Annotated in this window: 15 protein-coding genes; 11 read left to right on the forward strand and 4 right to left on the reverse strand. The window is 58.8% G+C overall.

The genetic code is table 11. The features are described from left to right. The first annotated feature begins 300 nt into the window (after positions 1-300). The 5 genes from NB063_RS12305 to NB063_RS12325 are packed head-to-tail and all read left to right on the forward strand — an operon-like array spanning position 301 to position 3,736. Entirely contained in the window at positions 301-723 is a 423-nt protein-coding gene (locus NB063_RS12305) for an ATPase (RefSeq protein ID WP_250929023.1), read from the forward strand. 1 nt (position 724) lies between these two features. Then, positions 725-1,267 (forward strand): flagellar basal body rod protein FlgB, encoded by a 543-nt coding sequence (locus NB063_RS12310; protein WP_250929024.1) that lies wholly within the window; start codon positions 725-727, stop codon positions 1,265-1,267. 2 nt (positions 1,268-1,269) lie between these two features. Continuing rightward, positions 1,270-1,689 (forward strand): flagellar basal body rod protein FlgC, encoded by a 420-nt coding sequence (gene flgC, locus NB063_RS12315; RefSeq protein ID WP_250929025.1) that lies wholly within the window; start codon positions 1,270-1,272, stop codon positions 1,687-1,689. Between the two features lie 4 nt (positions 1,690-1,693). Then, the gene (gene fliE, locus NB063_RS12320) at positions 1,694-2,095 is read left to right on the forward strand and encodes a flagellar hook-basal body complex protein FliE (RefSeq protein ID WP_250929026.1); all 402 of its coding nucleotides are present in this window, start codon (positions 1,694-1,696) and stop codon (positions 2,093-2,095) included. 6 nt (positions 2,096-2,101) lie between these two features. Then, positions 2,102-3,736, forward strand: a complete 1,635-nt coding sequence (locus NB063_RS12325; RefSeq protein ID WP_250929027.1) for a flagellar M-ring protein FliF C-terminal domain-containing protein — start codon at positions 2,102-2,104, stop codon at positions 3,734-3,736. 166 nt (positions 3,737-3,902) lie between these two features. Here NB063_RS12325 and NB063_RS12330 read toward each other — a convergent pair whose 3' ends face one another. The 3 genes from NB063_RS12330 to NB063_RS12340 form a co-directional block, all read right to left on the reverse strand. Further along, a complete protein-coding gene (locus NB063_RS12330) occupies positions 3,903-5,180 on the reverse strand; it encodes an NAD(P)/FAD-dependent oxidoreductase (protein WP_250929028.1) in 1,278 nt (425 codons plus the stop codon). A 118-nt stretch (positions 5,181-5,298) separates the two neighbouring features. Continuing rightward, positions 5,299-6,003, reverse strand: a complete 705-nt coding sequence (locus tag NB063_RS12335; protein WP_250929029.1) for a ceramidase — start codon at positions 6,001-6,003, stop codon at positions 5,299-5,301. Between the two features lie 555 nt (positions 6,004-6,558). Next, positions 6,559-6,882, reverse strand: a complete 324-nt coding sequence (locus NB063_RS12340; RefSeq protein ID WP_250929030.1) for a hypothetical protein — start codon at positions 6,880-6,882, stop codon at positions 6,559-6,561. Positions 6,883-7,209: 327 nt separating this feature from the next. Between NB063_RS12340 and NB063_RS12345 the strand changes: the two genes are divergently transcribed. The 4 genes from NB063_RS12345 (at position 7,210) to NB063_RS12360 (ending at position 10,129) form a co-directional block, all read left to right on the forward strand. After that, complete coding sequence (locus NB063_RS12345) at positions 7,210-7,947, forward strand: SDR family NAD(P)-dependent oxidoreductase (RefSeq protein ID WP_250929031.1); 738 nt, start codon at positions 7,210-7,212, stop codon at positions 7,945-7,947. A gap of 230 nt (positions 7,948-8,177) precedes the next feature. Further along, the gene (ribH, locus tag NB063_RS12350; protein ID WP_250929032.1) at positions 8,178-8,648 is read left to right on the forward strand and encodes a 6,7-dimethyl-8-ribityllumazine synthase; all 471 of its coding nucleotides are present in this window, start codon (positions 8,178-8,180) and stop codon (positions 8,646-8,648) included. Positions 8,649-8,661: 13 nt separating this feature from the next. After that, on the forward strand, positions 8,662-9,630 hold the full coding sequence (gene thiL, locus NB063_RS12355; protein ID WP_250929033.1) for a thiamine-phosphate kinase: 969 nt from the start codon (positions 8,662-8,664) through the stop codon (positions 9,628-9,630). Beyond that, entirely contained in the window at positions 9,623-10,129 is a 507-nt protein-coding gene (locus NB063_RS12360; protein ID WP_250929034.1) for a glycine cleavage system protein H, read from the forward strand. The genes thiL and NB063_RS12360 overlap by 8 nt, the downstream gene beginning before the upstream one ends. Here the strand turns inward: NB063_RS12360 and NB063_RS12365 are convergent. Continuing rightward, complete coding sequence (locus NB063_RS12365; RefSeq protein ID WP_250929146.1) at positions 10,126-10,866, reverse strand: OB-fold-containig protein; 741 nt, start codon at positions 10,864-10,866, stop codon at positions 10,126-10,128. The two genes, NB063_RS12360 and NB063_RS12365, sit on opposite strands and share 4 nt — an antisense overlap. A 459-nt stretch (positions 10,867-11,325) precedes the next feature. Between NB063_RS12365 and NB063_RS12370 the strand changes: the two genes are divergently transcribed. After that, the gene (locus NB063_RS12370; protein ID WP_250929035.1) at positions 11,326-12,030 is read left to right on the forward strand and encodes a glycine zipper domain-containing protein; all 705 of its coding nucleotides are present in this window, start codon (positions 11,326-11,328) and stop codon (positions 12,028-12,030) included. A gap of 296 nt (positions 12,031-12,326) precedes the next feature. Next, positions 12,327-14,426 (forward strand): mu-protocadherin, encoded by a 2,100-nt coding sequence (locus NB063_RS12375; protein WP_250929036.1) that lies wholly within the window; start codon positions 12,327-12,329, stop codon positions 14,424-14,426. Positions 14,427-14,462: the final 36 nt, after the last annotated feature.

A 14,462-nucleotide genomic window follows, 5' to 3' on the forward strand; every position in this document is an offset into this window, starting at 1 on the left:
TTTTCGAACACCCTGGCAACGCGATCATGCCGCCCGAGACGATCGCCATCCCACGCACGGTCAAGTGAGCCAAATGGCGTCGTAAATATTGACGGGGGGGCTCGGCAAACATCTAAGAATCAACGCAACGATACAAAACCGGACTTGCGGCGACGGCGCGAAAAACGCTAACAGCCAAGATGCAACGTACGGACGCGTTGAAATGTTGGGCTCTGTGAGATCCGAATACGGACTTTCGTGGCCCGCCAGAACCTTCTCCGGCTCAGCCGCCGGGGAACCCAAAGGAAACGGAATCCTACCATGTCACATCGTTTGATCGGCAACGACGCCAACCATCCTTTAGCAATTGTAGTCGAATCGGTCGCTTCTCAGTTGCTGATGAAACATCCCGCCCCGATTCACCTCGAGGTGGACATCGACTTGAGCCTACGCTTGCCCGTCGATTCGTCGTCCCTGAGCCAGCTCATCGATAGCCTCGTTCGCCAAGCGATCTTGGAAATGCCCGAGGGCGGTGAGCTCACGATTACGGCGTGCGAGACCGCAACGGGCGTCGATATCGAAATCGCCGATACGGGATGCGATGTCAAACAACGCGCCTGCAAACTGCCCATGATCGCTGCCGCCATGGCCGCAGAATTGACGTGGCAAAACTGCCCGCAAGGCGGAGGCGCCGTCACCGCACGACTGCCGGTTTACCACCAAGCCCAACGGCGAGCGGCCTAAAATGTTCAACCCGTTGGCTGCCACCACGATCGGTGCCCTCGAACAAACGATCGCTTTCACCGAGCGACGTCACGAGATACTCGCTGGCAACATTGCCAACCTGAGCACACCCGATTACCGCAGCCGCGATCTCGATCTTGACCAATTTCAAACCGAACTCGCCCGCTCGATACGAGAACCAAACCCTTCGGCATCCGAAGTCGAAAACTCCAGCCCCGTCATGCCCGATTGGTCCGGCGTCCTTCCCGGGATGCTCGGTCACCCGATCTTGTCGGCCGAAGCCGCCGCCGCATCCGGTGTCGGTTCCCAGCCGAAAGATCCGCAAATCGAGCACGTCGGACCGACCGAAGCGATCACACGAGACGACCGTTGGAGTGGTCCACGATCGGCGATGGAATCGATCGTCTACCACGACGGCAGTGACGTGTCACTCGAAGAACAAGTCAACAAAATTTCGAAAAACAAACATTTGCACAATCTCGCCATCTCCACGATGCGACATCAGTTCGACCTGCTCCGCACCGCCATCACTGAAAGGGCTTAAGCATGATGAGTTCTCTTGACATCAGTACCTCGGCTCTCGTTGCCCAGCGGACTCGGCTCAACGCGATCTCGGGGAACATCGCCAACATCTCATCGCTCGTCGATGAGAACGGCAACCCAAGCCCCTACCAAGCTCGCCAGGTCATCTTTCAAACCGATGAATCGGCAAGTACCGGGGATGGCGTCGGCGTGAAAGTCGCCGAGGTGCACGTCGATCAATCCGAGCCGCTCTATCGCTACCAACCCGAACACCCACTGGCCATCAAAGAAGGTGAATGGGAAGGCTATGTCGCCTACCCCAACATCGACCTGACCACGCAAATGGTCGATGCGATGGAAACAACACGCGCTTACGAGGCGAACATTGGGGTCATCGAAATCAGCAAAGACATGAGTCGTCAACGTCTTGCCATCCTAGCCTAAGTGAATGTCTAGTCCGCTGCGTTTACCACCGATTGCCCCGCCACCGCTGCCTTCCTTTGCGCGGCCACAGGCGGGGACGATGCCCGGTTCGCGGCGTGATTCGACCTCACCCGGTTTTTCGCTCAACCTTTCACCGGCCAACCTATCCCCTGACTCGACATACGACGCGTCCTCCTCATCGAGTGGCGGCGGACTGACCGGCGCGTTGATGGACCAGGTCAAAGGCGTCAACTCGATGCAGACCGGTGCCGACGCGATGATGAACTCATTGCTCACCGGAGGCGATGTCAACGAAGCCGAAGTGCTCACCGCGGTTCAAAAAGCCGACTTGGCATTTCGAATGTTAATGCAGATCCGCAATAAGTTGATGGACGCGTATCGCGAAGTTCAACAGATCCAAATCTAAGCCCCCATGCTCAAAGACATCCTCCAACAATTCCGCAACGTCTTCTTGTCGATGCCGGTTCCCTCGCGGGTCATCGCGGGGTTACTCATCACGGTCATCGTGATTGCGCTCGGATTCTTAGTTCGCGGATCCGGCTCGCCGCAAACCGAATACCTGCTCGGTGGCAAACTCCTTGACGAGAAAGATCTTGACGCTGCTGAGTTGGCTTTCGGTAGCGCCGGACTCACCGGTTGGAAACGTGACGGTCGACGGATGGAAATCCCGATCGCCCAGCGAAGTGAATTCCTCCGCGCCCTCGAAGCCTCTGCTGCGATGCCGAGCTCTCTGCGGTCGCATATCCAAGCGGCGATCGATTCTTCCACCCCGTTCGAATCCAGCGAACAACGACTCGCCCGCGTGGGACACGCAAAAGAACGCGACCTCAGTGACAACATCAGCAAGTTTCCTGACGTCAAAACAGCCAGCGTCACGTATGACCTCGGCGAACGCATGGGACTCTCTCGTGGCCGCAAACAGTCCGCGAGCGTCGTCGTGCAACCCGAAGGCCTCGATCCGTTGCCGCGGGCCCGGATCCAAATGATCAAAGAAATGATCCGCGCGTCGTTCGCCGGCATGCAGATCGACGACGTCCAAGTCACCGACACCAACGCCACCTCCATGCCCGGTGACGCGGAAAACGATGACCCGATGTCGAAGAAACGTCGTGAGGAAGAGTCCTACTACGAAAATAAAATCCGCTCTCAACTCGCCGGCTACGGACAAATCCATGTCAAAACCTTCGCCGACATCGACCCCACGATGGGGATCGAAAAAGCCAGTCTGAAGTTCGACGCACAACCCACCACTTTGTCCGAGACACGTCGCAAGTTCGAGAACGAATCCTCACGCCCGATGCCCGGCGGCGTCCCCGGAGCCCAGGCCAACGCCCTGAGTAACCGACCGGTGAAGATCGAAGCAACCACGCAAACAACGAAGACAAAAGAAGACCAAACGTCGAGCAATCGCGTCGCCGGTCAAGAGTACGAAACGACACGCACCGCAGCACTCGCGGTCAAACGGATCCGCGTGTCGATCGGTTTGCCGATGAGCTACTACCGCCAAGTCCACCAGCATAACTTTCTGCAAAGCAATCCAGACAAGAAACCCGAAGACATCGAAGCGATGAGCGACGATGAATTACAAAAACTGCGTGACTCGACCAAACTCGCCATCCAATCCGCCGTCACCCCGCTGTTGCCAGAAGTCTCCGCTGGCGAAGACCGCTTTCCACTCGTCGAAGTTTGGGACTATCCCGATCTGCCCGAACGGGCCGTTGCCAGTACGGGCACCGGCCAAGCCGCACTGACGTGGTTGGCCGATTCGTGGCAAACTATCGCAATGTTGCTGCTCGCCGCGACGGCACTATTGGTCGCCCGCGGGGCAATGAAATCAATGGGTGGCGACTCCGATCCTGCAGGATTTTCCGAAGGATTTGGACTCGAACTTCCGGCACCCCCAGTTGTTGTCGAAGAGAAAGAGGGCAAGTACGAACAGATGGAAATCACCGGCGGTTCGCTCAAGGATGAACTCGTCGACCTCGTCGAAGACAACCCCGAAGTCGCCGCCAACGTGATCCGAAGCTGGGTCGGCGAAGCGGCCTAGCATTCATCACCGCGTCACAGACCCAAAGTGAACGAGCGTCATCAGGCTCCTGGCAGCGCACCGCGACTGGCCAACTCCACCTCGCCTGGACGCTTACCCCTCACGGCTCACGACCAGGCCGTTGCCAAGACGACAAGCCTAAGCGCTTCTCGCCTCGCTTAACGACTCATTCGGTCGCGTTGTTCTTCCACTGTTTGGCAACGATCAACCGCGCCCCTCGGGCAAAGGTCACGTAGGACCACGCCCACGAGAGGAACACGAAGAAGCGATTGCGGAACCCATTGAGATAAACGATGTGGATCAGCAACCATCCCAGCCACGCGAGTGTGCCCTTGAGTTGAAACCGGCCGCTCTGCATCACCGCACGACGGCGGCCGATCGTGGCCACTTGTCCCTTGTCCAAATAATGGAATGGACGGCGGTCCGATACCGTGATCTTTGCCGCGGCCTCAGCCCGGATCAGCTTGCCAACATAGTGCCCCTGCTGAATCGCGACCGGGGCGAGTCCCGGGAGTGGATTTCCCGATTTGTCTTTGGCCGCCGCGAGGTCGCCAATCACAAACACCTCGGGATGATCGGCGATCGAGAGATCCGGCCCCACCACCACACGTCCCGCCCGATCCGTTTCGGCACCAAGACCTTTGCCGATCGGATTCGCTTTCACGCCAGCGGCCCAGATGACGGTTCGTGCCGCGATGAACTCGTCACCGACCTGCACACCATCGGCAGTAATATTCGTCACCCGGTTCCCCAACCGGACCTCCACGCCGAGTGTCTCGAGTGCCGCCTTGCTGTATTCGGAAAGCGGGTCAGGAAACTGTTTTAGTATACGGTCACCACTTTGCACCAAGATAACTTTGGCGTGACTCGCATCGATCGTTTTGAAGTCACGCTTGAGCGTGTTGCGTGCCATCTCCGCGATCGCGCCCGCCAACTCGACGCCCGTCGGACCGCCTCCGACTAGCACAAACGTCATGCACCGCTGTTGCTCTTCGAAATCGCTCGTCCGCTCTGCCGATTCAAACGCCATCAAAACGCGGCGGCGGATCTCGGTGGCTTGCGGGATCGTCTTCAGCCCTGGCGCGAAGTCTTCCCACTCGTCATGCCCGAAATAGTCGTGAGTCGCACCGCAAGCGACTATGAGGTAATCGTATTCCAATTCCCCCACATCCGTACCGACCACGTGGCGATCCACATCCACCCATTGCACTTCGCCGAGCAGCGTCGAAATGTTGTCATACCGGTTGAGCATCGAGCGGATCGGCGACGCGATATCGGAAGGATCCAACCCCGCCATCGCAACCTGATACAGGAGCGGTTGGAACAGATGATGATTGCGGCGGTCGATGATCGTTACCGCACAATTCGAATCGCCACCGAGCTTTTTGGCGGCGTTAATCCCAGCGAATCCGCCGCCAACTATCAAAACTTTCTTCGCGGTCATTCGTCGTGTTTTCTGTGGGAAGGTGGATTCCAAAGCGTCCCCCGAAATCCGCGGGTCACTCATGCACGTTCGTCAGCAGCGTATCAGAGCGGCAAATGAGAGCATCCGATCCCGAAATTCAAGATGGCGAATCGCCCTCACCGACCGTCGAATCATCCGTTGCCGGAGTTTCTAATGAGGCCGACTCTGGCTCACGCATCGTCAGTTCGTAGTGTCGATAGGCCAACCAAAACACGAGCCCATTGAGTAAGTGCCACATGCCATGCAAAGTCAAAATATGGTTATTCGGGTTGCACACGATATGAAGGAAATCGAGCCACCAAAATCCCCACGCGATCAAGAACGTGATGACCATCGAATAAGCCCACGCTGTCAGCTTGCGATCATAGATCCCCCGAATCACCACCACGACCACGATCGCGGCAAACATCGGACTGGCAAACGCCGTCGAAATCGACGACAGCACCGTGAGGATCAACGTGCCGAGAACAACGATGCCCATCAACGCGGAACTGCCGGGATGGTTCGGGCGTGCTCGCTGTTGCTGCAACGCCGCGATGCTGAGGATGAACATGAACATGCCGCTCAAATCAAGCGTCTCGCCCAAGATCGTGTTGCTGGCGTGAAAGTACCCCGATGCGATCCCGGTCCACAACGACGCGCCGCCGAGCATTCTCGCTAGCGGACGTTTTGCGTGGAGCAGGATAACGATTCCGGCAATGATGGGACCGATGTTGGTCCACGTGTCGGCGGGATGCTTGATCGCCCCATCCAGCGTCGCCTCACAAAACTGCATGCGTGCGGGTTCGAAGAGCCAGTCCATATTCGTTCAACCGAAGGAGCGTGAATTCGGCGGGCCAGTCCACCGCGTTGAACGAGAATACTCTCTCAGCCTAATTCGCGTAAGCATCGCAGGCGGGTGAACGTCTCGGTCGGGACCGTATTTTCCGCTTCCCAATGGCTCCGCGGGAAACCTTCGCTCCCTCCTCAACGATTTGAAACCGAGAACAATTGTCCCAATGGGCGGGCGTCCTGGACGGGTTTGACCAGCAGAACGATTGAGACAACTGTTCGCGATTCCCGCCTATCGCACCGAGGCCGACACCTCGATGCTCTTGGCGGACGTGTAGTTTTCGATTCTGTCTCCCGTCTCCCGTGCGGAGAGCTGGAGGGCGGGTGATGAGGGAGCGGCACAGCAAGCAGACTTCGAACGTGTCATGTCCTCAAGCCTCTCTCCCCCAACCACTCTCCGCGAAGCGGCGTGATGGAGTCAGTGCGTTCGCGTGAGTCGTGAAGGTTGAAAACAAAATCGCTGACAAACCGAAATGGGCGGCGTCTGACCGACCAGACGCGGCGTCCCTCCGGCATGAACTGCGATTTAGGATGCGGCAACTTCGACTTCCGAATCTGCGACGCTGCGAGCCCGGCGACGACGTTTCTTCGGTTTGGTGATACCCCATTCCTTCGTCAACATCTCGAAGACTTCGGGGGTTTCATAACGCACGACGTTCTTGCCTTCGGGCATCGGGCCGATCAAGCCTCGAAAAACAGGCATCCCACGCAGTGCCAAGTCCGTACTGCAATCATCGATGCCGATTTGCTCGTGGCTGTCCAACAGCGGGTCGATCGAGGGGTAGTCACGGATTTGTAGCGAACCGTCACTGCCACGGGCGACCACGCGGTACGTATCTTTTTTCGACATCTGAATATTCTCTTGGATTTGGGGGGCAGGGGGAGGAGCCTCTCTGTTGATCGACATCGCACGCGCCAACTCGTGAATCACGAGCCGTGCCGCGGCACAACCGTGTGTGCTTGTTGAAAACCGAATAGCCAATCAAACCGGCAGAACCGTGAGAATGCGATCGAGTCTCGATTTGCCCGCCTGCTAAAAAATCAGTGACGTTGGACGGTCGCAATGCGGTTAAAACCTGATTCGAGAGCCCCGCAACCAATATCGGCCAAACCTCTCTTGGCCGACGACGTGATCACATCATTCATCCTTCTACCCTGTTAATGATCGAGCACCCCCATGGCCTATTATCTGATCGTCGGTGCCGCCGGCGGAATCGGCACTGCACTTTGTCGCCGGCTCGTCGGTGACGACCATCGCGTGATGATGATCGGTCGAGACGAAGGTAAACTCGTCGAACTCGCCGATGAATTGAAGCAACCTCACGCGGTTTGCGATGCGACCGATTGGGACCGCCTCGCGGAGGTTACTGACCAAGCGATTGAGGAATTTGGCCCGCTCGATGGAGCAGTGAACTTGGCCGGTTCGATCCTTTTGAAACCCGCACACTTGACCAGTAAATCGGATTTGCAGGATGTCATCGAACAAAACATCGTGACCGCCTTCGGGCTGATCCGCACGGTCGCCCCCAAACTAAAAAAATCTGGCGGTGGTTCGATCGTACTGATGTCCAGCGGCGGGGCGGCAATCGGCCTGTCCAATCACGAGGCCATCGCCGCTGCCAAGGCCGGAGTCGCCGCCATGGCCCGAGCAGCCGCAGCGACCTATGCCTCGGCGGGTGTCCGCATCAACACCGTCGCCCCAGGCCTCGTCAAAACCGAACTCAGCGGACGGGTTTGGCAAAACGAACGTTCCGCCGAAGCCAGCCGCTCGATGCATCCCCTGGGGCGACTCGGTGAACCGGCGGACATCGCCTCGCTAATCGCGTGGTTATTGTCTCCCGAGCAAACCTGGATCACCGGCCAGGACATTGCTGTCGACGGGGGACTGAGCAGCATCAAATCGGCCGGACGCTGATTCTCGCGAACGCTCGCCATGAGTTGACCGTGTCGGGATTCGCGTCGCCGATAGGAGCGTATTTCGCGACCCGACGGATTCGAATCACCCGGTCGCAATCCGTCTCGTCACAGGGGTTCGCCGGGAAGACGGGTGGCGCACATCGAGACAGGGGATAGTTTCGTCGCGGCAATTGCTGTTCAATTGCAGCAAATTCGCCTCCCCCGATTCTTTCCAAGAGATTCTGACCCGTGTCCCCATCCATCGACGGAACTTCCGGTCCGCTCCCTCCCGGCCGCATCGCGGTTGTCGTCAGCCGCTACAACCCCGCCATTTGCGACTCGATGTTGAACGCGGCCGTCGAATCGCTGACCAACGCGGGAATCGCCCCCGAACGCCACTGGATCATCCGCGTTCCCGGCGCTTGGGAATTGTGCTGGGCGATCGAGCAAACCCTGCAACACGCCGACGTCATCGGCGCGATCGCGCTGGGATGCGTGATCCGCGGTGAAACCACCCACGACGAACACATCAACCGCGCCGTTAGCGCATCGCTGATGAACCAGTCGGTATCCAGCGGCCTGCCGATCGGATTCGGATTGCTCACTTGCAACACGCTCGAACAGGCGATTCAGCGAAGTGGGGGCAGCGTCGGCAATAAAGGCCATGAGGCCGCCGACGCGATGCTTGAGATGCTGCGTCTCGCTCCCAAACTCCGCTAAGGCATTGATCAACGTGGAACAATCCTTTCTCGCGTACCTTCGCGGACGCACACGCAGTTTACCGTCGGTCGCTGTCGGCATCGGTGATGATGCCGCCGTGCTCGATTTCCCTATCAACGGTCAACCCACCGCGGTCGCGAATGAGCCCGGTTCGGGCGTCCTGCAACAGGTCGCCTGCACCGATCAAATCATCGACGGCGTTGATTTTTGCAGCGAGTCTCAACCACTCGCCTCGATCGGCTACAAATCCATCGCGATCAACTTGAGTGACATCGCGGCGATGGGCGCCACGCCCACCGCCGCCCTCGTCACGCTCGCCCTCCCCGCCCACAACGCGACAGAGATTGCCGGCGAAGTCTATGAGGGGATCCTCGAAGCGTGCGGGCAGTTCGGCGTCGCCATCGCCGGCGGCGACCTTTCCACCTACGACGGACCGCTTTCGATCAACGTCACGTTGCTGGGGACCGTCACCGATCCCTGGCTCCGCAGCGGCGCCAAAGAGGGTGACGCGATCTTCGTCACCGGATCGCTGGGCGGCAGTCTCGCGGGCCGACACCTTCGCCCAATCCCACGCATCGAACTGGCCACACGGCTGCGTCAAATCGCAACCGTCAATGCCGCAATCGACATCAGTGACGGGTTCAGTTTGGACCTCGACCGGATGCTCGCGGCGAGTCGCGTCGGTGCGGAACTCGACATCGAAAACATTCCGATCTCCGAAGCTGCCCAAGAGATGTCACAAACCAGCGGCCGCACACCCCTGGAACACGCCTGGAGCGACGGAGAGGATTTCGAACTCATCTTCACCGTTGGCGAGTCTGATGCCATCAAACTCGAACAACTCTCCGCCGACGAACTGACCACGGCCATCACCCGGGTCGGCACTGTCGTCGGACGAACCGGTTTATGGAAACGGGTTCCCGGCAGCAAACTGCAACGGGTCTTCCCGCAAGGCTATGTTCACGGCGAAACTGATGAGTGAAACCTTCTCATTCGCGATGGGCGAATTCGACGCAAAGTTCCCCGTCGAATATTTCTACAACAAAAACCACATGTGGGCGTTACCATATGCTGCGCCTGAGCGACATGGCTCCCCCGCATCGGCCGAGAGCTGCCTCCGCTTTCGATTCGGCTTGACCGCCTACGCCGTTCGGCTGTTGCAGGACGTATATTTCCTCGAATGGATCGTCGAGCCATCTGCGACGCTCGCCCAGCGGATGAATATCGGTTCGATCGAGAGCAAGAAAGCGGAGAGCGATTTGTTTTCACCGATCGCCGGCACACTGACCGCGATTAATGAGGACGTCCTCCAAGACCCCTCACTCATCAACGCGGATCCCTACGGCGCCGCGTGGCTGATCGAAATCGAAACCACGCCCCAAGACGCCGCCAGCTTACTGTCATCCAACCAGTACGCCGATCATCTAGTCGAAGCCTGGGAAGTCGCCCAGCGAACCATCAAAGGCCAAGCCAACACCTAAGCGACGGCAGCCGTTTCTTCGGTTTCGACGTGGTAGACCTTTTTTTCTTGGTCGTAACTCATGATTCGCACGGGTGTTCCTTTGGGGATCCGTTCGCCAGAGGTGCGGATGTCGATCAGGAGCGGCGCGGCGTTGGTCGCGTAGCGGGCTCGGCCGAACGTGTCATCGACAGCACTCGTCTCGACGATCGCGATCCCGCCCACCAAAGTGCCCGCATGGTAGTGCGTCGGTGGAACGAGCAAGCGGTGCAGCGGTGTGGTCATGAACCGCGTCAGCACAACCGCCATCACCCCGTTTCGCATCGTTAGCAATGCACTGCTCAGGAACGTTGCCGGATAACGACGGACGTCAAACTCAAACCACAGCACAAAACTCAGCACCCAGAAAAACAGACTGAATACGGTCAACCAAACCATCAGCGGAACACGGTCCAAATGGACGGCTTTCATGGTGGCCGCCGCGATCCCGCCCAACGCGTCGCCGCCGACGTGATGCCCGTCAGCGTCAACACTCGTATCGACGCCCGCGTCGACATCCACTCCCGGATCGATGTCGACGCCCGGGTCCACGTCGAGACCGGGTCCGTCGATCCCAAAATCGAATGAGAACACGCCCAGCAACGAGATGAACACGAGGGCCAAAACGATCGCCGCCAGAATGCTGGCCGGCCAAACCGGTCCGACAAACAGATGCTCCACAATCGCTTGAGGCCATTGAACGCTGTCGGATAACAACATGGAGGTCACGGAACCGTTTCCCTAGAAAAGAGGCACGCGAAAGAGGCACGCGAAGGCAGCTCACCAATCCGGTGAGTATAAGGCATAGGCGGAATCCCGCGCTGAATCGGGCGCGACCTCTTGGAAAACACGCTTGGATCTCCGCTCGCAAAACCACTGGCGACCGATCGGTCAGCCTCCCCTGGCCCTGTCCTCGGCCACCCTGGCCTCCCATTTCGACGCCCAAATACCGGCTTTTCCGGATATCCGCATTGTCGGGGCACCCGTGTGTCTTTGGGCGGGCCTCCCAATAGGAATTTGGACAAACAATTGCGGTTGATTCTCGTCGAAGCGTCGATTTACAAGGAACACTACAGTGACGGCCCAATCCGTCATCGGTTGATGCTGCACTCTCAAGAAATCGGCGTTGACCACCATCCCATCCAACAACGCTCTCACCCTCCCGTGGTAGATCCGAAAATGACTCGCTCCCCTTTGAACTCGTTCATCTCTGATCGCGGTCGCCGTATCGGCTGCGTTATGGCCGTTTTCTCGCTTGCCGCGTTCGGGATGACGACCACGGCTCGGGCCCAAAACAACACCCAACGCGGAGCCACGCTCGGCGGAATCACCGGGGCCATCGCCGGGGCCATCATCGGTGAAAACAATGACGAGGCTGGTGCGGGCGCCGCCATCGGTGGCGCCATCGGCGTCGTCGCCGGAGGTCTGCTGGGCAACGCGAAAGACAAAGATATCGCCTACCAAAACCAGTACTACCGTTCGCAACCGTACCCGACTCAGTACGGCACGACGACGAACGTCTACGCCCAACCCGTTCCCACCGGAGCGGTCAGCTTCAGCGACGTGATCGCGATGAGCCGCAGCGGTGTCGGCGAAAGCGTGATTTTGAACCAAATCGCTACCCGTGGCGTGCAACGTCGTCCCGTCGTATCAGACATCATCTCGCTGCACCAACAAGGCGTCAGCGAACATGTCATCTCGGCGATGCAACAGGCTCCCGTGGGTGCCGGCGAAACGATCGTGGCCCAACCGCCAACGAGGATCGTGGAGACTCCCGTCTACGTGACTCCTCGCCCCTACCCGGTGCCGGTCTACGACCATCACCGGCACCACGGCCCGGTTTACCGAGCCCGCCCAAGCTACCACATTCACTACGGCCACTAAGAGCCGAGTGACGCCGCATCGGCGGCAGATTGCGATTGGCCCGCGTTCACCGATGCCTGTTTTTAGCACGGTATCGACGGTGACCGGGCGTACAGAAGCTTCTCACCAAAAGCTCGTTTTTCCTCTTCGATCGGGCTTTACCTGGATTCACCTTCGGCGATACCCTATGCCGTGAAACCCGTTTCGGCGGGTGATCGGCACTGGTGCTGGCTCATGATGAGAGCGGCCGTGTCGGTCGGAACCGCAAAGATTGTCTCTGCGGTCCCCTAGGAACCAACACAGCAAAGGATTGTGCCATGAGTGGCGCTGTGATGCTTTTGATGGCCGCGACAATCGGGATCACCTATGGGTGGACTCCTGACGGTGGCGATGGCGTGAAATACATCATCCAAATCCCACCGGATAAAGTCGAACAGGTCGTTCGCAGCGGCGAAATCTCTAGCCGCATCCCTGCTGAAGTTCGCTCCCACGTCAGCGAAATCGTCGTTCGTATCGGCCACGGCAGTGTGCCCCGCATCACGCCGAGCAACCTGTCCAGCACTGCGCCCGCTCCGTCACGAGATCCCAACATTCTCGCCGCAGCCGACCGCACCCCGGTGCCAATTCCAGCGATGGGCGATCCCTCCGAATTGCGACCGATCCGCGGTTACGAATCGCCATCGACGGCGATGATGAAACCGGCGCCCCAAAGCGACGGATGGAACCTGCCAGGCGGATTTGGAATGACCCCGGCCGCCAACAGCAATAGCGCGGGCCCAAGCACCAACTTCGGCCAAGTCGCTCGTGAGACGGCCAACAACATGGTCGACCAAGCTCAAAACGCGATCGACGCCTCCCGCCAACAGGTCGGTCAAAACTTCAACGCCACCACCGAGCGGATCAGCGAAGCGGCCAACTCGCAGCTCCAATCGACCGCCAACAACTTGCGTGACTCAGCGAGTCAACTTTTTAGCGGCAATGCTCGGACCACTTCGAGCGAGTCGGACGATCCACGTGCACGTCTGTCGCAAAACAGCTCATCCGCTAACCAACCAGCCAACCGCCCATCCACCGACCCCTACGCCCGCAACACCGAGCCTCGTGCCGGTTACCCCGGTACCGGCTACCCGAACACGACGGGCGGCAATGACGCGGCAACCACTCCGCGATCACGAGCGGGAATGCCGTCGACCACGACCGCGTCCACCTCCTCATCGAACAACTCGCCTTACGCCTCGACCGCCCAATCCACTGGCGGTCAAACCGGAACTGCAGCCGATACTTGGTACGACTTGCGAAACGGATCCCGCCGACGGCCTTCCACCGATCCTGTCGATGCCAACAACGAACCGGTCAGCGGCGGAGGAATTGCCGGCAGCAACTTCGGCCGCCTTCCCGCCGGATTGCAAAACGACACGTCCACGCGAACGGGCGGCTCCACCAACAACACCTCCTCAACGCAATATGCCGGCACGAACTACGGTGATTCATCGTCGCGATCCGGCACCTCATCAACTGGTGTGGATTACGATCCCAATTTGAGCCCGGCACAGGCAGCCCGCTTACCCATCAACGGCTACAGTTTTGACGCGGAAAACTATCCCGTCGACCGACAAGGCTATCGACTCGACAGCTATGGACGGCGCATCGACCGACAAGGTCGGCTGCTCACCGCCGTCGATAACATGGCTGGCCCGAACACACCCGCGTCTTACGGCAACAACCAACGCGACACAACGTCTACGAGCACCTACGCGTCGAACTCGAACCAACCTCCGCAAAACAACAACTCAGGGCCATCCAACGGGGCAACCAATCCCTACGGCAACAACGGAACCTACCCGTACAACTCGTCGCAACTCGTCCAACCACCATTGGCACCACCCAACGGCAACCTAGCCGGAAACACCACGGGTAACCCGGCCACTCAGTATCCGGGACAACAATACCCAACGTCGCCGTATCCGGCGTCGCAGTACCCAATGGGCGGAACCTACCCGACCAACTCCGGACAATCCGGCGTGACGGCACCGGGCTACCCCCAATATCCCGATCCACGAATGGTCAGCCTCACGGGTCAGAACGGGAACACCAATAATTCCGCAGGACCAACCCTACCACCGATCGGCGGAGGATCGGCGCGTGGTGGCGACGATCGTCAATCGCCCTCCGACCGAGGCTCGTCATTAGATCGTCTCGCGAACTCTGGTTCAGCACTCGCGGGTGGACCGTCTGATCCGATGCGAACGACTGAGCAAGTTGCCGCACAACCGATCTTCAACGCGTTGCTACTGTTATCGATCGTCGCCAACGTTTACCTGTTGTTCTGGTTGAAAAACCTGCGACTCCAATTCCGTGACATGGTTGCAACCAAACGAGCCGCCGCAGCCGGCAGCTCACTCGCCACGGGCATCTAACACGCATCACCGCGTTACGTGGTGATGCCGCGTTCG

The organism is Aporhodopirellula aestuarii, from assembly GCF_023701485.1.
Taxonomy (GTDB): Bacteria; Planctomycetota; Planctomycetia; order Pirellulales; family Pirellulaceae; genus Rhodopirellula; species Rhodopirellula aestuarii.

Coding starts and splice junctions, on each gene's coding strand:
- NB063_RS12305 (WP_250929023.1), top strand. CDS start 301: ATGTCACATCGTTTGATCGGCAACGACGCCAACCATCCTTTAGCAATT.
- NB063_RS12310 (WP_250929024.1), top strand. CDS start 725: ATGTTCAACCCGTTGGCTGCCACCACGATCGGTGCCCTCGAACAAACG.
- flgC (WP_250929025.1), top strand. CDS start 1,270: ATGATGAGTTCTCTTGACATCAGTACCTCGGCTCTCGTTGCCCAGCGG.
- fliE (WP_250929026.1), top strand. CDS start 1,694: ATGTCTAGTCCGCTGCGTTTACCACCGATTGCCCCGCCACCGCTGCCT.
- NB063_RS12325 (WP_250929027.1), top strand. CDS start 2,102: ATGCTCAAAGACATCCTCCAACAATTCCGCAACGTCTTCTTGTCGATG.
- NB063_RS12330 (WP_250929028.1), bottom strand. CDS start 5,180: ATGACCGCGAAGAAAGTTTTGATAGTTGGCGGCGGATTCGCTGGGATT.
- NB063_RS12335 (WP_250929029.1), bottom strand. CDS start 6,003: ATGGACTGGCTCTTCGAACCCGCACGCATGCAGTTTTGTGAGGCGACG.
- NB063_RS12340 (WP_250929030.1), bottom strand. CDS start 6,882: ATGTCGAAAAAAGATACGTACCGCGTGGTCGCCCGTGGCAGTGACGGT.
- NB063_RS12345 (WP_250929031.1), top strand. CDS start 7,210: ATGGCCTATTATCTGATCGTCGGTGCCGCCGGCGGAATCGGCACTGCA.
- NB063_RS12360 (WP_250929034.1), top strand. CDS start 9,623: ATGAGTGAAACCTTCTCATTCGCGATGGGCGAATTCGACGCAAAGTTC.
- NB063_RS12365 (WP_250929146.1), bottom strand. CDS start 10,866: ATGTTGTTATCCGACAGCGTTCAATGGCCTCAAGCGATTGTGGAGCAT.
- NB063_RS12370 (WP_250929035.1), top strand. CDS start 11,326: ATGACTCGCTCCCCTTTGAACTCGTTCATCTCTGATCGCGGTCGCCGT.
- NB063_RS12375 (WP_250929036.1), top strand. CDS start 12,327: ATGAGTGGCGCTGTGATGCTTTTGATGGCCGCGACAATCGGGATCACC.